The organism is Uruburuella suis (assembly GCF_022870845.1).
Lineage (GTDB): Bacteria > Pseudomonadota > Gammaproteobacteria > Burkholderiales > Neisseriaceae > Neisseria > Neisseria suis.
Genome location: NZ_CP091507.1, coordinates 2238881 through 2255693, shown reverse-complemented (window position 1 = coordinate 2255693; position 16813 = coordinate 2238881). Strand labels below are relative to the sequence as shown.

Here is a 16813-nt window from a genome sequence, read left to right as displayed (position 1 = left end):
GCTATTGGTGAAGATAAATAAAATGAGCAAAGCTTTAACTTATCGTGCAGATATCGATACATTGCGCGCGGTTGCCGTTTTGTCGGTGGTGTGCTTCCATTTCAGCAAAACATGGTTGCCGGGTGGTTTTTTGGGTGTGGATGTTTTTTTTGTGATTTCCGGCTTTCTGATTACGCTGATATTGCATCGGGAAATGAATGCCGGTGTTTTTTCATTTAAAAATTTCTATGTGCGGCGGATGAAGCGGATTTTGCCGGTGTTTTTTGTGGTGGTGCTCACCGCGCTGGTGTTGGGCGCGATGCTGTTTACGCCGGACGATTTTGCGATGTTGAGCCGCTCGGCCTTGGCATCTGTGCTTTTTGCCGCCAACTTCTATTTTGCCCGAGGGCAGGGCTATTTCGACCCGGCGCAGGAAGAAAAACCGCTTTTGCATATCTGGTCGCTTTCGGTAGAAGAGCAATATTATTTTGTGTTTCCGATATTGCTGTTGTTGGTGGTCCGCCGCAGCTACCGTGAGCAGATGCTGTTTATGGCGCTATTGATGTTGATGAGCTTGCTGGCAGCCTATATTCCGACCGGTTTGGATAAATATTATCTGCCGCATTTGCGGGCTTTTGAAATGCTCACCGGCTCGATGCTGGCGGTTTTTGTGCAGCAGCAAACGCTGGCGGGTAAAAAGCCGGGCGAAAAAACAGCTGCTTGCGGCAGCCTGCTGGCCGGCCTGACATTGCTGGCTTGTTTGTGGTTTTATCACCCGGGCATGCCGTATTTTCCGGGCTGGGCCGGTTTGGTGCCGTGTGCGGCCACGGCGGCATTGATTTATTACAATGGGTTTGACCACCGCTTTAAAAAGCTGTTTCAATGGCGTCCGCTCGTGTGGGTGGGCTTGATTTCTTATTCCCTTTATTTGTGGCATTTTTTGGTGCTGGCTTTTGCACGCTATCTCAGCGGCACTGAGCATCTGCCTGATGCTTGGCTGCTGCCTTTGGCGATTTTGATGCTGATTTGCACACTGATTACTTATTATGGTGTGGAGCAGCCGATAAAATCATGGAAGCCGGGCTTTGCCAGAAGCTTTGCCGGCTTTTATGCCTTGCCGGCAATAATGGTGGCGGTGGCGGTGGCCGGCTTTCAGCAATCGGCATGGATTCAGGAATACCGGCAACAAGGTTTGGCGCGCGCCGACACTTCCTGCCACAACACGCTGCATAAAAAATGTGTGTGGGGCGCTGAGGGCGAGCCGCCCTGGGTGTTGATGCTGGGCGATTCCCATGCCGACCAATACAAAACCTTTATTGATGCAATGGGCAAAAAAGAAGGCTGGTCGGCCAAATTGGTTTCTGCGGATACTTGCGCCTTTGTGCGAAAATATGATGCGCGTGTTTTACATAACAATGCATCTTGCCGGAATGTGCATCAATATGCGGATGAGCATTTGGCTGAATATCCTATCGTGATGCTGGCCATGCGCTGGGGGAATCAAATCAAAGCCGATAAGCTGTCGGTGGGCTATGATGAGCAATTTTTCGATAAATTGGATGCCACATTGACACATTTTGCGGCAGAAAATAAAACGGTGTATCTGTTTACCGATAATCCGGCTATCCAATATTCGGCCTTGCGTGCGTATAAATTGCAGCACAACCTGCCGATGTGGGCGCCTGTGCGCACATTACACAAACAAGATGACAATGTGGATGCGGGCAATGCGGCTATGCGGGCGGTAGCAGCAAAGCACGGCAATGTGCATATCGTTGATGCCCAAGCTTTTTTGCCGGACAATTTTTTATTCAACGGCAAGCCGGTTTATGCGGATTTGGATCATATAAATCCGTTTGCCGGTGCTGAATTGGCAAAGCGTTATGGTGCACGGTTTAGCTTGCTGCCATCGGGGCTGCAAACCAAACAGACACAGGCTGCCCGATAATGCCGTCTGAAAATGAAACGCAGGCGGCTCAATAACGGCGGCCGTCTGAAAATATGTTAGAATATCAAGCTTTCCCGGCGGTTGAATGCGGTTGCGGCTAAGGCTGGGGAAATAATGATGATGCCAAACCGGCTTCGGACAGACGGATAAAATAAATGGCGGTGAAGAGAACCGCCATTCGTTATAAGGGTTGATATGCATGATCTTGCCGTGGTGGTTGTAACGGTGTGCAGAAAGTCATTATTGCGTGCAGTGAATTCCGTGTTTCAACAAGATTTTTCCGGGCGCATCCAAGTTTTAATCGGGGTGGATAAAGATTTAAGCGGGAAAAGCGGCCAATGGCAGAAGCAGCTGCAAAAAGCATGTCCACCCAATTGCTCACTGCTCTGGTTTGATCCGGGATATTCCACTTCTAGAAGGCATGGCGGTATTCATCGGTGTTTTTATGGCGGCTCATTGCGCACGGTGTTGTCTTTTTTGGCTGATTCGCCTTTGGTGATGTATTTGGACGATGACGACTGGCTTGCGCCCGAGCATTGCCGCTTGACTGTGCAGGCGCTGCAAGGGCGAACTTGGGCTTTTTCCCACTGTATTTATTCAGACGGCAATAAAAGCCAGGGCTTGTGCGTGGATTTGTTGGAAAGCGTGGGCCCCGATAAAGGGGTGTATGCAGAAAATTTCGGCGGATTCGTGCGGCCTTCGGGCTTGTTGCTCGATAAAACCAAAGTGGCGCATATTTTATATTTGTGGGCAGATTCGCCCAATGAGCAGGGCGATGCGGAAGATCGGTTGATTTTCGAGCAGCTCAAACCTACTCCGTTTGGCGAAACGGGCGCTGCCACGGTGTTTTATGCGCTGGATCCGGCAGACCGCATGCATCAGACGCGTTTGGCCTATATTCGCGAGCACGGCGCCGATTTCCAATCGGTTGATAAAGCGGGCTCGGTTCGGGAAAACAAATCCGCCGGCAGCATTATTTGGCGCCGCATCAAACACAAATACAAAAATTCAAAATAACCTATCCCAATTGATGAAGATGTTATGAAATCCATTATCCAAGACCTCCAATCGCGCGGCCTGATCGCGCAAACCACCGATGCCGAAGCGCTCGATGCCTTGCTCAACGAGCAGAAAATCGCGCTTTATTGCGGCTTCGATCCCACGGCTGACAGCCTGCACATCGGCCATTTGCTGCCGGTGCTGGCCTTGCGCCGCTTCCAGCTGGCCGGCCACACGCCGGTGGCGCTGGTGGGCGGAGCCACCGGCATGATCGGCGACCCGAGCTTCAAGGCGGCCGAGCGCAGCCTGAATACTTTGGAAACCGTGCAGCAATGGGTGCAAAGCATCCGCGGCCAACTTGAGCCTTTTTTGAGCTTCGAGGGCGATAATGCCGCGATTATGGCCAATAATTACGATTGGTTCGGCGGCATGGGCTGCTTGGATTTTCTGCGCGACATCGGCAAGCATTTTTCCGTGAATGCAATGCTGGCGAAAGAATCGGTGAAGCAGCGCATCGAGCGCGATGATGTGGGCATTTCGTTTACCGAATTTGCCTATGCCTTGCTGCAAGGCTACGATTTTGCCGAATTGAACAAGCGCCACGGCGTGATGCTGCAAATCGGCGGCTCCGACCAATGGGGCAACATCACTTGGGGCATCGATGCCACACGCCGGCTCAATCAGCAAAGCGTGTTCGGCCTCACGCTGCCGCTCGTGACCAAATCAGACGGCACCAAATTCGGCAAAACCGAAGGCGGCGCGGTGTGGCTGAATGCCAAGAAAACCTCGCCTTATCAGTTTTACCAATTCTGGCTCAAAGTGGCCGATGCCGATGTGTATAAATTTTTGAAATATTTCACCTTTTTGGGCGTGGAAGAGATTGATGCGATTGAGGCGGCCGACCAGGCCAGCGGCACCAAGCCCGAAGCGCAACGCATTTTGGCCGAAGAAATGACCCGCCTGATTCACGGCGAAGCGGCGCTGGAAGCGGCGCAACGCATTTCCGCCAGCCTGTTTGCCGAAGACCAAAGCAATCTGACTGAAACCGATTTCGAGCAGCTCGCGCTCGACGGTTTGCCGGCATTTGAAGTGTCGGGCGAATTAAACATCGTGCAGGCCTTGGTGCAGAGCGGGTTGGCCAAATCGAATAATGAGGCGCGCGGCTTTGTGTCGCAAGGTGCGGCGGTGGTGAACGGCGCCAAAGTGGGCAGCGATGCTTATGTGCTCGCCGATGCCGACAAACGTTTCGGCAAATACACCATTGTGCGCCGCGGCAAACGCAATCATGCTTTGCTGGTGTGGGCGCAGTAAGTATCCGCATATTTATTGAGGGTATCAAACCGCAGGCCGTCTGAAAGCGTTCAGACGGCCTGCGGTTGTTAAGTGAGTGGGGGCTGGATGCCGGTATCCGACATTTGCCGTAGCCCTGAAAACCTTGTTCTGCGAACAAGCGTCGGATTCGGGAATCCGACCTACGCATTGGTGTGGGTGCCGTAAAATATCCGCATATTGAGGGTGTCAAACCACAGGCCGTCTGAAACATTAAACGTTCAGACGGCCTTGTTGTTGAATGAGTGGTAGGTCGGATACTTGTATCCGACATTTGCCGTAGCCCTGATACTTGTTTTGCGAACACGTGTCGGATTCGAGAATCCGACTTACGCACAGATGCCGTCTGAAAGCGTTCAGACGGCCTTGGTTGTTAAGTGAGTGGAGGGCTGGATGCTGGTATCCGACATTTGCCGCCACCCTGAAAACCTTGTTTTGCGAACACGTGTCGGATTCGAGAATCCGACTTACGCACAGATGCCGTCTGAAAGCTTTCAGACGGCATCAGGTTTTGGCAATAAATATTGTATTTCAATGCATTATATTTTAATGGGCATGAAATAAATGGCGTTTTCAGGTTGCTTCCCGCTGGTCGGCTTGATCTAGGCCCGCCAGCCGGCAGGTGTCTTGTGCAATCATGTATTCTTCGTGCGAGGGCACCACCAAAATGCAGGGGCTGCCCGGGCGGTTGATGGCGCCGCCTCTGCCGTAGCGGGTGGCTTCGTTGGCTTCATCATCGAGCCGCAGCCCCAAAATGCCGAGGTGGGCGATGGTTTTGGCGCGCAAAAAGGCGGCGTTTTCGCCGATGTCGCCGGTGAACACCAAGGCATCGAGCCGGCCCAGCGGCACGCACATGGCGGCGATGTATTTGGCCAGCCGATAGGCGCTCACGTCCAGCGCCAATAAAGCGCCAGCGTGGCCTTGCTGGATGGCTGATTTTTCAATGATGCGCATGTCGGCGCTGAGCTCCGAGAGGCCGAGCAGGCCGCTTTTTTGGTTGAGCAGGGCGGTGACTTGTGCGGAATTCAGGCCGGTGGCGTTTTCGATAAATTCAAACGCGCCGGGGTCGATGTCGCCGCTGCGGGTATCCATCACCAAGCCTTCCAGCGGGGTGAGGCCCATGCTGGTGTCTTGCGATGCGCCGCCGAGCACGGCGGCCACGGAGGAGCCAGCACCCAAGTAGGCAATCACCAGCGCGGTGTCGGCGATGTTTTTGCCCAGTATGGCGGCGGTTTCGCGGGTAACGTAGCGGTAGGCGGTGCCGTGAAAGCCGTAGCGGCGCAGGCCGTGCTCGCGATAGAGCGCGCGCGGCACGGCGTAGGTGTAGGCATGTTCGGGCAGGGTGTGGTGGAAGGCGGTGTCGAACACGGCCACATTGGGCAGCCCGGGAAAGGCGGCTTGCGCGGCGCGGATGCCGGTGAGGTTGGCCGGATTGTGCAGCGGCGCCAGCGCAATGCAGGCTTCGAGCGCGGCGATAACCTTATCATCAATGCGCACCGAGTCGGAATAATGCTCGCCGCCGTGCACCACGCGGTGGCCGATGGCGCGGATGCGGCGCTCGATGCCGAGAATGCGGGTTTCTTCCAGCAATTCTGCTGCGGCACCGTGATGATCGGGCTGCTCGGCCAGCGAGATGGTGCTGCGGTTGCCGCGGCGGTTGAAGGTGATGTAGGCATCGGCCTGCCCGAGCTTGGCAGCCAGGCAGCTAAGCACAATGTCGCCGCTGCGGCTGTTGAGAATGGTGGCTTTAAACAGGCTGCTGCTGCAATTCACAACCAGAATCAGGTCTTCCATGGAAAAAATCTCCCAAGGCCGGGGCGGCGGTTTGGCAATAACGATACCCGTTTTAAAAAGCAGCTTGGCAAAAGTGATACCAATCCAAAAAAGTAAGCTAACAAGGCGGTGAGCCTGCGACAGTACAGATATAGTGGAATGCAAGAAAAAGTGATACAAAACTACGCACTATAACGGGTAGGTTAGGTTGCCAAACCCAACGTTTCAGACGGCCTGTGAGCTTGTTGGGTTTTCAACCCAACTTACCCGTTGTGTCACTTTTTTATGCATTCCACCATAGTACGGCAAGAGTATGGCAAGGCAAGACAACGAAGGTAGGTTATTTTTTTGGATTGGCATGAGTTGTGCCAAACCTAAAATATTAAGGCCGTCTGAAAACAGGTTTCAGACGGCCTGTGTCGGGCAGGTGGCTTAAGCGGCGGGGCTTTCCAAGCCCGAGAGGCTGCGGGTGTCGAAGGCAATCATGCGCTCTTCGTTGGTGGGCACTACCAAGGCGCAGGGCGTGCGGTCGGCGCGGGTGATGATGCCGGCTTTGCCGAAGCGGGTGGCTTCGTTGGCTTCTTCATCAAGCTCTAAGCCGAGTATGGCCAGATAGCCGATGGTTTTGGCGCGAATCAGGCTGGAGTTTTCGCCGATGCCGCCGGTGAACACCACTGCATCCAGGCGGCCGGTGGCCACGCTCATGGAGGCGATGTATTTGGCCAGGCGGTAGGCGGTGATTTCCAGCGCGAGTTTGGCACCTTCGTGGCCGTCGGCGGCGGCTTCCTGAATGGTGCGCATATCGTTGGATAATTCGGAAATGCCCAAGAGGCCGGATTTTTTGTTCAGCATGTCGGTGACTTCTTTGGCGCTCATGCCGGTGGCTTCTTCGATAAAGCCGTAGGCACCGGGGTCGAGGTCGCCGCTGCGGGTGCCCATCACTAAGCCTTCAAGCGGGGTGAGACCCATGCTGGTGTCTTTCGATTCGCCGCCGAGCACGGCGGCTACGGAAGCGCCGTTGCCCAAGTGGGCAATCACCAAGGCGGTGTCTTTCAGCGGCTTGCCGAGTAAATCGGCGGCCGCTTGCGCCACATAGCGGTAGCTTGTGCCGTGAAAGCCGTAGCGGCGCAGGCCGTATTGGCGGTAGAGCTCGCGCGGCACGGCATAGGTGTAGGCATGCTCGGGCATGGTTTGGTGGAAAGCGGTGTCAAACACGCCCACGTTGGGCAGACCGGGGAAAATGGCTTGCGCGGCGTGAATGCCGGTGAGGTTGGCCGGGTTGTGTAGAGGGGCGAGCGGAATGCATTCTTCGAGCGTGGCAATCACATCGTCGGTGATCATCACCGAGCCTGAATATTTTTCGCCGCCGTGCACCACGCGGTGGCCGATGGCAGCCACGAGGCCTTGCAGGTCGTGGGCTTTCAATTCTTCCAACAGCGCTTCTACGGCGCCGGTGTGGTCGGTTTTGCCGCTAAGCTCGACGCGGTGTTTGTCGCCGCCGGCTTTGTTGACAAACCATGAGCGCCGGCCGATGGGCTGCACTTTGGGGTTTTCGAAATAGTTGAAGGTGATATAGGCTTCGGGCGTGGTGAGCTTTTCGGCCAGGCAGCTCAAAATCAGCTCGCCGTTGATGCTGTCAAGCAGCGCGCCTTTGAGCGATGAGCTGCCGCAGTTTAATACCAGAATCAGTTTGTGGTTTTCTTGAACCATGACGGGGGTTTCTCCTTTGTTTTTTCTTGTGTTGTTGTATTTTTGCTCTGCGCAATGTAATGCAAAGCGGGTGCTTTTGTGAAATCGTTTCTGCCGATTAACGCCATCAGAAAATGTGATGGTTCAGATGGTCTCAATATAGGCTGAGGCCGTATGAAAGGGTTTAAAAGCAATCGCCCGGCACGCGCACAAAGCCTTCCATAATCACGCGCGCGCTGCGGCTCATGATGGCTTTGGTCACTTTCCATTCACCGTTTTCCAGCTTGGCCTGTGCGCCCACGCGCAAGGTGCCGGAAGGGTGGCCGAAGCGCACGGCTTCACGCCCGCCGCCGCCGGCCGCCAGGTTGACCAGCGTGCCGGGAATGGCGGCGGCGGTGCCGATGGCCACGGCGGCGGTGCCCATCATGGCGTGGTGCAGCTTGCCCATGCTCAGCGCACGCACCAGCAAATCCACATCGGCGGCGGCCACAGGTTTGCCGCTTGAGGAAACATAATCTTGCGGCGCGGCCACAAAGGCCACTTTGGGCGTGTGCTGGCGTGCAGCGGCTTCGCTGATGTCGGCAATCAGGCCCATTTTCAGCGCGCCGTAAGCGCGGATGGTTTCAAATTTGGCCAATGCCTGCTCATCGCTGTTGATGTGCTCTTGCAGCTCGGTGCCTTGGTAGCCGATGTCGGCGGCGTTGAGGAAAATGGTGGGAATGCCGGCATTAATCAGCGTGACGGGGAAGGTGCCGATGCCGGGCACTTCGAGCTCGTCAACCAAATTGCCGGTGGGAAACATGGCGCCGCCTTCTTCGCCGTCATCGGCGGGGTCGAGAAATTCGATTTGCACTTCGGCAGCGGGAAAGGTCACGCCGTCGAGCTCGAAATCGCCGGTTTCCTGCACTTGGCCGCCGGTGATTTGCACATGGGCGATGATGGTTTTGCGGATATTGGCCTGCCAGATGCGCACCGTGCACAGGCCGTCTGAAGGAATGCGCGCGGCATCGACCAAGCCGTTGCTGATGGCAAACGCGCCTACGGCGGCGGTGAGGTTGCCGCAGTTGCCGCTCCAATCGACAAAAGGTTTGTCGATGGATACTTGGCCGAAAAGGTAATCCACATCGTGATCGGGCTCGGCCGATTTGCTTAAAATCACCGCTTTGCTGGTGGAGGAACTGGCGTTGCCCAAGCCGTCGATTTGCTTGCCGTAGGGGTCGGGGCTGCCGAGCACGCGCAGCAAGATGCGGTCGCGCGCAGCACCGGGTGTTTGCGCGGCGGCGGGCAAATCATCGAGCTTGAAGAAAATGCCTTTGGAAGTGCCGCCGCGCATATAGGTGGCGGGGATTTTGATTTGGGGGGGGAAGGGGGTGCTCATGGGTTTTCCTTTGCGAGAATCTGTTGTTATGATGTTGTTATGATAGCAATAAACTTATCGGCATTGTAGCTGTAATGTGATGTAGTTTAAAGGGCTTTGTTTGGCTGGTTTGCAAAAATGGCCGTCTGAAAAGTTTCAGACGGCCATTGGGGAATATGGCTATTCGGGCATCACATTTTCCAGCCCGAGCATTTTGTCCATCGCGCCGGGGCGGTTGCGAAAGGCCACGCCCAAGCGGTTCCAGGCGTTGATGGTGCTGATGACAAAAGTGAGGTCGACGATTTCTTTTTCCGAGAAATGGGCGGCCAGCTTTTGGTAATCTTCATCAGTGGCGCCGTGTTTGCCGGGGCGGGTGAGGGTTTCGGTCCATTCCAGCGCGGCTTGTTCACGCGCGCTGAAGAGCGGCGATTCGCGCCACAGCGGCAGGTGGCACAAACGCAATTCGCGCTCGCCCGCTTTTTTGGCACTTTTGCTGTGCATATCGAGGCAAAACAGGCAGCCGTTTATCTGCGAGGCGCGGATTTTCACGAGCTCGCACAAGCTCGGTTCGATAGAGGCGTTGGCCACGGCTTCTTCCAGCGCCAGCATGGCGTTGGCGGCAGCGGGGGCGAGGGTGTAATAGTCGGCACGGTTATTCATGCGGCAGCTTTCTTTAAAATGGAAACTTTGAAAATATACCATGGCTTGCCGCTGGTGCTGCCTTTATTACACAGGCCGTCTGAACGCTTTTGGTTCAGACGGCCTGTGGTCGGCAGGGCAGCGCCATCACGCTTGCAGATTCGGCGTGCAGCCCCTCTTGACTGCCCTTCATCAAAAAGGGTAGATTGTCTGCACTACTCTTTTTTCTATTGATTTCTCAAACACAGCAACCATGAACCGTTTTTTTCCAGCCGGTAAATTTTATTGGTGTTAACAGCCGCTCAGGCCTTGTTTTACCCATTTTGATTGATAAAAAATTTTCCGGCTGCCAAACCCAACCGCATGCCAGGAGAATTTATGTCTACCGCCCCTTCTCACACACATCCCGCTGATAGAGATATCAACGCCGCTTTGAATGAAGCTGCGCAAATGCTCGACATCATCAACACGCCGGAAAACGAATTGAGCGACACACAGCGCCGCTGGGTGTCGTCCAACGTGGCGGATAATTTTGCCCACCACGTTAACCGCGGCTTTCTCAATTATCGCAAATCCGTTACTGAAACCGCCGATTTCGCCCTCACCGATTGGTATGGCCAAGGCTCGATTCTGCGCGACATTATGGGGCGCGAATACATCGACATGCTCGGCGGCTTCGGCCTCTACAGCCCCGGCATCCGCCACCCGAAAATCGTTGAAGCGGTGAAAGCACAGCTCGACCGCAGCCCGCAATACAGCCAGGAAATGCTCGACCCCCTGCGCGGCCAGCTGGCCAAAGTGATTGCCAAGCTCACTCCGGGTGAATTGCAATACGGCTTTTTTGCCAACAGCGGCACCGAAGCGGTAGACGGCGCGATGAAGCTCGCCAAGCTCTACACCGGTCGGCGCGGCTTTATTTCCACCACCGGCGGCTTTCACGGCAAATCGCTGGGCGCGCTCTCGCTTTTGGGCAAATTTGTTTACCGCGAGCCGCTTTTGCCGCTGCTCGGCGGCGTGCGCCACGTGCCTTATGGCGATGCCGACGCGGTGGAGCAGCTTTTGCGCATTGCCGACTCGGTGGGCAGCATGGATGTGGCAGCAGTGGTGGTGGAGCCGATACAGGGCGAGGCCGGTGCCATTGTGCCGCCCGATAATTATTGGCCGCGCCTGCGCGAAATCTGCAGCCGCTACGGCGTGCTTTTGATTGCCGACGAAGTGCAAACCGGCTTTGGCCGCACCGGCAAAATTTTCGGTGTGGATCATTGGGGCGTGGCGCCCGATATCATCTGCTTCGGCAAAGCGCTGGGCGGCGGCGTGGTACCGATGTCGGGTTTTTTCTCGAGCGCCGAGATTTGGTCTTGCCTCGAGCCCAACCCCTTTATGCACACCACCACCACCGGCGGCAACCCGCTGGCTTGTGCCGCCGCATTGGCCGGCATTCGGGTAATGCTGGAAGAAAACCTGCCGCAGCAGGCTGCCGAAAAAGGCGATTATCTGCTGCAAAAAATCGGCATGCTGCGCAACAAATATCCGCATATCCTGAAAGACATCCGCGGCAAAGGCCTGCTTTTGGCGATGGTGTTTGAAAACGACGAAATCGGCTATAAAGTGGTGTCGGGCTTGTTCAAGCGCCATGTGCTCACTTCGGGCACACTCAACAATTCATCGGTGGTGCGGCTGGAGCCGGCCTTGAATATTCCTTATGAATTGCTGGATGAAGTGTTGGTGCGGCTGGAAGATACATTAAAAAGCGTGAGCGAATCGGCTTGAAGCGCTGAGATTTCAGACGGCCTTATTCTTATTAAAGAAAACAGAAAACCTATTTTCAGCAATGCCCAGTCAATTGATGTTCACTGAATCTCGAGGAGAAAGCAATGGAATACGGATTATGGATTAACGGCCGATGGCAGGCCGGCAGCGGCACGGTAGATGTGGAAAACCCGGCCACGGGCAAAACCGTGGCGCAAGTGGCCACCGCCGGCGAACAGGAAGTGAATGCCGCCGTGGCGGCGGCCAAAGCCGCGTTTGACGACGGGCGCTGGTCGAAAGCCACACCGGGCGAGCGCTCGGGCGTGTTGTGGAAAATGGCCGATATCATCGAAGCGCGCGCCGATGAGTTGGCAAAAATCGAAACGGAAGACTCCGGTAAGCCTTATGAATTCATCAGCAAAGGCGGCGACCTGCCTTTTGTGGTAGACAACCTGCGCTTTTTCGCCACCGCCGCGCGTGACACCGGCGGCAGCAGCGCCGGCGAATACAACAGCGCCTACACATCTATGCTGCGCCGCGAGCCGTGCGGCGTGAGCGCCGGCATTGCGCCGTGGAATTACCCCTTGCTGATGGCGGCCTGGAAAATCGGCCCCGCCCTGGCCGCAGGCTGCACTTCCATCATCAAACCCTCTGAAATGACGCCGCGCACCACTTTGCTGCTGGGCGAAATCGCCCAAGAAGCAGGCCTGCCCGACGGCGTGTTGAACATCATCACCGGCGCGGCCGACACCGGCAAAGCGTTGGTAGCGCACCCCGATATTCAAATGGTGAGCCTCACCGGCTCGAGCGACACCGGCAAATTCATTATGCGTAGCGCCGCCGATTCGCTCAAGCGCGTGCACCTCGAATTGGGCGGCAAAGCGCCGCTAATTGTGTTTGAAGATGCCGATATCGAGCGCGCCGCCGAAAAAGCGGCCTTCGGCGGCTTTATCAATTCCGGCCACGACTGCACCGCCGCCACCCGCATTTTGGTGCACGAATCGGTAAAAGAAAAATTCACCGAAGCGCTGCTGGCACAAGCACAGGCGTTTAAAGTGGGGCAGCCGTTTGACGAAGGCGTGATGATGGGACCGCTGATTTCCGCCAAACAGCTCGAGCGCGTGGCGGGCTTTGTCGAGCGCGCCCAAGCGGCAGGCGCCAAAGCCTTGTTTGGCGGACACACGCTCGATTTCGGCGGCGGTCATTTCTACAGCCCCACCTTGCTCACCGGCGTGGATCAAAAAGCCGAAATCGTGCAAAACGAAGTGTTCGGCCCGGTGATGACCATCCAAACCTTTAAAACCGACGAAGAAGCGCTGGCCATGGCCAACGATGTGCGCTTCGGCCTGGCTTCATCCGTGTTCACCACCGATGTGGCCCGCGCCATGCGCTTTGCCGCCGATTTACGCTTCGGCACCGTGTGGGTAAACGACCACTTGCCGCTCACCTCGGAAACGCCGCACGGCGGCTTCAAGCAATCGGGCTTCGGCAAAGATTTGTCGGCCGAAGCCGTGGGCGATTATCTGATTACCAAGCATGTGATGGTGGCGCTGTAAGGAATGGGCAAGGCCGTCTGAAAGGTTTCAGACGGCCTGATTCGTTGGCAGTTGCCGCAGGTTTATTAATTGAACCAGCAAACCTGCAAACCATGTTTCAGCGCTTAAATCAAAAGATAAGGAAAAGCAAAATGTCCGACACCGCTTTATTGATTGTGGATTTCCAAAACGATTATTTTCCCACTTTTCCCAGCGCAAAATGGCCGCTGGACAACACCGAAGCCGCCGCGGCAAACGGCGCCAAGCTTTTGGCGGCATTTCGCGCGCAAGGCTTGCCGGTTTTCCATATCCGCCATGAGTTTTCAAGCGCGGATGCGCCGTTTTTCCAGCCCGGCTCCGAAGGCGCGCAAATCCACGCAAGCATGGCGCCGCTAGAGGGCGAGCCGGTGATTTTGAAACACCATGTCAACAGCTTTCTCGGCACCGATTTGCAGGCGCAATTGCAAAAGCGGGGCATCAAACGCCTGTTTATCGTGGGCGCGATGAGCCATATGTGCATCGATGCAGCCACCCGCGCTGCAGCCGATTTGGGCTACGAATGCCACCTCGCCCACGATGCCTGCGCCACGCTGGCGATGGAATGGGGCGGTATCAAAGTGCCGGCCGCGCAAGTGCATGCGGCTTTTATGGCGGCGCTGCAATTCGGTTATGCGCAAGTGCAAAGCACGGATGAGCTGCTGGAAATGGTTTGATGATTGATGCTGTTAAGGCCGTCTGAAACTAATCTTTCAGACGGCCTCTGCATGCAATCTTAATGTTTGGCACACATTGTGGAGAAGCCATGCGTTGGTCGGATGCTCGAATCCGACATAGGGTCGTTAAGGCTAAACATTAAGGCGGAAAACAGGAATGTCTTGCGCTTCGGGTAAGTGTCGAATTCAAGCATCCGACCTACGGATGAATCAAAAGCCAAAGGCCGTCTGAAACGTTTCAGACGGCCTTTGGCTTTTACATCATATTATTTAGATTCTCGGTGCTTTTTAAATTCTCGGCACTTTGGGCTCGTGTTCATCCTCTTCTTCAATCGCCAAAGTGGGCGGCGCATCGATCACCGGCACATCGCTCACCGGCTCTTGCTCTTCCGGATCGATCGGCGGTGGAATAATTTCTTTGTCGGCCGGCAACACAGGCTCGCTGGCCGCTGCTGCGGCCTGCACGGCCGCGCCGGCATCGCTCTCTTGCGCCAGCGGCTCCACCGCTGCTGCGGCCAGATAAGACACCGTTACCGCTTTATTGCTGCGCTGCGCCAATTGTTCTTGCAAGGCTTCTTTGCCCATCAGGGTTTGCGCGCCGGCGCTCAGATGCTGCACCACTTTTTGATAGCTGCGGTTGAGCTCGTCTACGGCGGCGGCGGTGTCTACAAAATGTTGGTCCACTTTATGGCGGTAATCGCTAAATTGCTGTGCCAGCGCTTCGTGTGCTTTTTGTTTGGCGCTGTTTTGCCGCAATATCAGCCACATCGCCAGCAAGCCCAGCGCCAAACCGGCCAGCGCTGCCAGCGCCAATTGCAAGCCCCAAGGCAAATCTGCATTCATGGTGTTCTCCTCTATAGGTTATCCGGATATGGTGTTTCAAGCCGCCATCAGGCTTTCAAAGCTATCTTACCAACGAAGCGCTTGACGCAACAAGTGGGCAGCCTAAAAATATCAGGCCGTCTGAAACCCATGTTTCAGACGGCCTAGTATGGAAATATTATAGAATCACATCATGGTTGCCCGGCAATGTTTAACTATAGAAGGAAAATATTGATGCACAGCCGTAATCTCTGCCGGCCGCTGCCCGATCGGCAGGCGCAAGAAGCCTTTGAAACGCTTTTACAAAGCCCGACCGTGCGCATCGAGCGCATTGTGTCCCACGGCCACGCTTCGCCTGCCGATTTTTGGTATGACCAAGAAGAAGCCGAATGGGTGTTGCTGGTGCAGGGCAACGCGCGGCTCGCTTTTGCCGATGGCCGCGAAACGGCTCTTGAAGCCGGCGATTATGTGCACATTCCTGCGCATTGCCGCCACAGGGTGGTGCAAACAGACCCGAATATGCCCACTGTTTGGCTGGCGGTGTTTTATACCGAACCTGAAAAATAACCTACCGGCGCCGCTTGCTGATCTTATTTTTAGGCTTGGCATTATCTTGAGCATGCTCAAAATAATGTTCGGGCGCCGGCGGCAAATGGTTGCGCCTGCGGGTGATTGTATTAATATATTGCCATTACCGTGATTTTTACCCTTATCCGACAGGCTAAACAACATGACTGATTTTCCCAAAGACATCTACACCGAGCCCGAAGTCGACCCCGACACCCTCGCCAACCTCGGCCCGCTTGCCGGTCTGGCCGGCATTTGGCGCGGCGCGGCCGGCCATGATGTGAACCCCAAGGCCGACGGCCCCGAACACGATGCCTATATCGAACACGCTGAAATGCAGCCCATCGACGGCCAAACCAACGGCCCGCAGCTTTTTTACGGCCTGCGCTACCATCTCCATATCGTGCAGCCGGGCGAAGTGGAAACGTTTCACGACCAAGTGGGCTATTGGCTGTGGGAGCCGGCCACCGGTAATTTGATACAAACCCTCACCATTCCGCGCGGCCAAACCGCTATGGCTACCGGCCGCGCCAAGGCAGATGACAAAACCTTCAGCGTGGAAGCCGTGCGCGGCAGCACCGAAAACGGCATCTGCTCTAATCCCTTTCTCGAACATGCCTTCAAAACCGATCACTACCGCATCACCATCACCCTGCACGATGACGGCACTTGGTCGTATCAGCAAACCACCACGCTGATTGTGCCGGGCTATGCCGCACCTTTTGCCCACACCGATCAAAACACCTTGCACAAAATCGGCGAAGCCACGCCCAATCCCACCGCGCTGGCAGCGATGAAGGCCAAGGCTGCGGGGTAAACAGCATGCGCTCCGTCTAAAAAATAAATAAAGTGCATCTGCTTAAACGGTGCAGGCAATAAATGCAGCAGCAATGTGATTTGAGAAAGAGGCCGTCTGAAAACAAAAAGTTCAGACGGCCTGTGATGTATATGCGTGCGCTCAAATCGAATGGTGGGCGGCCTAATCGGGTTCGCTCAAATGCAGCAGCGCAAATGGGCGCCCTTGGGCATCTGTGGGCGAACGGTGGGAAACGGCGAATCCATTGGCCAAATAAAAGGCCACAGCCTGAGGATTTTGCTCGTTCACATCCACCAGCAGCCGGCCTTTCAATTTGCGTGCATAATGAAGCATCAGCTTGCCGGCACCTTGCCGAAAGCGGGCGGGCGCAATAAACAAAGCCCCGAGCTTGTTGCCGCTCAGCCCCATAAAGCCGATGGGTGTTTCTGTTTCATCGCACAATACCCACACTTCAAGGCAGGGCAGGGCTTGGTCGCGCACCACAATCAGCAGCCGGCTGATATCTTGTTCTGATAAAAAATCATGCGAAGCGCGCACGGATTGCTCCCAAATAGCCAGAAGCGCGTGATGATCTTCGGGCTGCGCTTTACGGATATTCATAAGGCTTTGTCTTTCGGTTGCTGTTGAAAGACAGAGTATAGTGGTGCGGCCATGCAAGCGCAACGAAATGAGGATTCTGCTTCATTAAATCTTAATGGCGGATTTTATTGATTTTTATCAGATTTTACCTAAGGTTGAACGCTGGGTTTGTCAATGTGAACACTGAGGTTTTGCAAAGGTTGTTAATAAATAAAGTGGTTTGTGAAAGTCAATGCTGTTGTTGTCAAGATAGAAATCATAAAAATTTGATTTAAATCAAATTGGTCATGTTAAAATAGTGCTTCTTTTTTCCCAGAT

The 16813-nt window shown here is 55.1% G+C and carries 14 protein-coding genes; 8 read left to right on the top strand and 6 right to left on the bottom strand.

Annotated features, from left to right (window positions below; genetic code table 11):
* Window positions 1-22 precede the first annotated feature (22 nt).
* The 3 genes from LVJ78_RS10270 (at window position 23) to tyrS (ending at window position 4237) form a co-directional block, all read left to right on the top strand.
* Entirely contained in the window at window positions 23-1927 is a 1905-nt protein-coding gene (locus LVJ78_RS10270) for an acyltransferase family protein (RefSeq protein ID WP_132952866.1), read from the top strand.
* A gap of 477 nt (window positions 1928-2404) precedes the next feature.
* Window positions 2405-2944 (top strand): hypothetical protein, encoded by a 540-nt coding sequence (locus LVJ78_RS10265; RefSeq protein ID WP_244802572.1) that lies wholly within the window; start codon window positions 2405-2407, stop codon window positions 2942-2944.
* 24 nt (window positions 2945-2968) lie between these two features.
* A complete protein-coding gene (gene tyrS / locus LVJ78_RS10260) occupies window positions 2969-4237 on the top strand; it encodes a tyrosine--tRNA ligase (protein ID WP_132952864.1) in 1269 nt (422 codons plus the stop codon).
* A 591-nt stretch (window positions 4238-4828) separates the two neighbouring features.
* Here tyrS and LVJ78_RS10255 read toward each other — a convergent pair.
* The 4 genes from LVJ78_RS10255 to LVJ78_RS10240 form a co-directional block, all read right to left on the bottom strand.
* Window positions 4829-6049: an acetate kinase gene (locus tag LVJ78_RS10255; protein ID WP_132952862.1), complete on the bottom strand. Its 1221-nt coding sequence runs from the start codon at window positions 6047-6049 to the stop codon at window positions 4829-4831.
* Window positions 6050-6460: 411 nt separating this feature from the next.
* The gene (locus LVJ78_RS10250) at window positions 6461-7738 is read right to left on the bottom strand and encodes an acetate kinase (RefSeq protein ID WP_132952860.1); all 1278 of its coding nucleotides are present in this window, start codon (window positions 7736-7738) and stop codon (window positions 6461-6463) included.
* Window positions 7739-7901: 163 nt separating this feature from the next.
* Complete coding sequence (gene prpF / locus LVJ78_RS10245) at window positions 7902-9095, bottom strand: 2-methylaconitate cis-trans isomerase PrpF (protein WP_132952858.1); 1194 nt, start codon at window positions 9093-9095, stop codon at window positions 7902-7904.
* 159 nt (window positions 9096-9254) lie between these two features.
* Window positions 9255-9734 carry a carboxymuconolactone decarboxylase family protein gene (locus LVJ78_RS10240; RefSeq protein ID WP_132952856.1) on the bottom strand — a complete coding sequence of 160 codons (480 nt, stop codon included), beginning with the start codon at window positions 9732-9734 and terminating at the stop codon, window positions 9255-9257.
* A gap of 357 nt (window positions 9735-10091) precedes the next feature.
* Here LVJ78_RS10240 and LVJ78_RS10235 point away from each other — a divergent pair, with 357 nt between their 5' ends.
* The 3 genes from LVJ78_RS10235 to LVJ78_RS10225 all read left to right on the top strand — a co-directional run bounded on the left by LVJ78_RS10235 (window position 10092) and on the right by LVJ78_RS10225 (window position 13710).
* The gene (locus LVJ78_RS10235) at window positions 10092-11483 is read left to right on the top strand and encodes a putrescine aminotransferase (protein WP_132952854.1); all 1392 of its coding nucleotides are present in this window, start codon (window positions 10092-10094) and stop codon (window positions 11481-11483) included.
* Window positions 11484-11587: 104 nt separating this feature from the next.
* Window positions 11588-13018 (top strand): aminobutyraldehyde dehydrogenase, encoded by a 1431-nt coding sequence (locus LVJ78_RS10230; RefSeq protein ID WP_132952852.1) that lies wholly within the window; start codon window positions 11588-11590, stop codon window positions 13016-13018.
* A gap of 131 nt (window positions 13019-13149) precedes the next feature.
* Entirely contained in the window at window positions 13150-13710 is a 561-nt protein-coding gene (locus LVJ78_RS10225; RefSeq protein ID WP_132952850.1) for a cysteine hydrolase family protein, read from the top strand.
* Between the two features lie 288 nt (window positions 13711-13998).
* Here LVJ78_RS10225 and LVJ78_RS10220 read toward each other — a convergent pair whose 3' ends face one another.
* Window positions 13999-14553, bottom strand: a complete 555-nt coding sequence (locus tag LVJ78_RS10220; protein ID WP_132952848.1) for a ZapG family protein — start codon at window positions 14551-14553, stop codon at window positions 13999-14001.
* A gap of 213 nt (window positions 14554-14766) precedes the next feature.
* On the opposite strand from LVJ78_RS10220, the gene LVJ78_RS10215 reads away from it, so the two are divergent.
* Window positions 14767-15099 (top strand): cupin domain-containing protein, encoded by a 333-nt coding sequence (locus LVJ78_RS10215; protein ID WP_132952846.1) that lies wholly within the window; start codon window positions 14767-14769, stop codon window positions 15097-15099.
* Window positions 15100-15262: 163 nt separating this feature from the next.
* The gene (locus LVJ78_RS10210) at window positions 15263-15916 is read left to right on the top strand and encodes an FABP family protein (RefSeq protein WP_132952844.1); all 654 of its coding nucleotides are present in this window, start codon (window positions 15263-15265) and stop codon (window positions 15914-15916) included.
* A 162-nt stretch (window positions 15917-16078) separates the two neighbouring features.
* On the opposite strand, the gene LVJ78_RS10205 is transcribed toward LVJ78_RS10210, so the two are convergent.
* Window positions 16079-16516, bottom strand: coding sequence for a GNAT family N-acetyltransferase (locus tag LVJ78_RS10205; RefSeq protein WP_132952842.1), 438 nt, complete (start codon window positions 16514-16516; stop codon window positions 16079-16081).
* Between the last annotated feature and the right edge of the window lie 297 nt (window positions 16517-16813).

Bases quoted from the DNA above. Each gene is read 5' to 3' on its own strand.
- LVJ78_RS10205 (WP_132952842.1), bottom strand. From the start codon at position 16,516: ATGAATATCCGTAAAGCGCAGCCCGAAGATCATCACGCGCTTCTGGCT.
- LVJ78_RS10240 (WP_132952856.1), bottom strand. From the start codon at position 9,734: ATGAATAACCGTGCCGACTATTACACCCTCGCCCCCGCTGCCGCCAAC.
- LVJ78_RS10255 (WP_132952862.1), bottom strand. From the start codon at position 6,049: ATGGAAGACCTGATTCTGGTTGTGAATTGCAGCAGCAGCCTGTTTAAA.
- LVJ78_RS10225 (WP_132952850.1), top strand. From the start codon at position 13,150: ATGTCCGACACCGCTTTATTGATTGTGGATTTCCAAAACGATTATTTT.
- prpF (WP_132952858.1), bottom strand. From the start codon at position 9,095: ATGAGCACCCCCTTCCCCCCCCAAATCAAAATCCCCGCCACCTATATG.
- LVJ78_RS10250 (WP_132952860.1), bottom strand. From the start codon at position 7,738: ATGGTTCAAGAAAACCACAAACTGATTCTGGTATTAAACTGCGGCAGC.
- LVJ78_RS10235 (WP_132952854.1), top strand. From the start codon at position 10,092: ATGTCTACCGCCCCTTCTCACACACATCCCGCTGATAGAGATATCAAC.
- LVJ78_RS10210 (WP_132952844.1), top strand. From the start codon at position 15,263: ATGACTGATTTTCCCAAAGACATCTACACCGAGCCCGAAGTCGACCCC.
- LVJ78_RS10230 (WP_132952852.1), top strand. From the start codon at position 11,588: ATGGAATACGGATTATGGATTAACGGCCGATGGCAGGCCGGCAGCGGC.
- LVJ78_RS10270 (WP_132952866.1), top strand. From the start codon at position 23: ATGAGCAAAGCTTTAACTTATCGTGCAGATATCGATACATTGCGCGCG.
- LVJ78_RS10220 (WP_132952848.1), bottom strand. From the start codon at position 14,553: ATGAATGCAGATTTGCCTTGGGGCTTGCAATTGGCGCTGGCAGCGCTG.
- tyrS (WP_132952864.1), top strand. From the start codon at position 2,969: ATGAAATCCATTATCCAAGACCTCCAATCGCGCGGCCTGATCGCGCAA.
- LVJ78_RS10215 (WP_132952846.1), top strand. From the start codon at position 14,767: ATGCACAGCCGTAATCTCTGCCGGCCGCTGCCCGATCGGCAGGCGCAA.